At 72.4% G+C, this 340-nt stretch carries 1 pseudogene; it reads left to right on the plus strand.

The annotated features are described in order from the left end of the window. Positions 1-171: 171 nt before the first annotated feature. Positions 172-340: pseudogene (locus tag UK12_RS39030) on the plus strand (ABC transporter permease); the annotation flags it as partial.

Raw genomic sequence — 340 nt, forward strand, 5'->3', positions numbered from 1 at the left:
CGGCACGGCCGAGCCGAGGGCGGCGGCGAGCTGGCCGGAGGAGGTGAGGGCGGGGTTGCCGGTCAGGAGGCCGACCAACGACAGCAGCATGGGGACGCGTGGGATCAGCAGGAGCACGACCGGGGCGGTGACCGTGGCCGCCTTGAAGGGCGCACTGCACGGGGTGTGGGGCGGGGCGGGGTGAGCAACATCGGTCGCGAAGGCCTTATTGTCGCCGGTACGTTCTGGTGTGCCTGGGGCTGCTACCTGGTCAACCCCTGGTTCGGCCTGCTCGCGGGCATGGCGGGCGGCGCGCTCGGCGGTCTGCTGCACGCGGTCATCACCGTCACCTTCGGCGTCG

The organism is Saccharothrix sp. ST-888, assembly GCF_000955975.1.
In the GTDB taxonomy this organism is placed as follows: domain Bacteria; phylum Actinomycetota; class Actinomycetes; order Streptomycetales; family Streptomycetaceae; genus Kitasatospora.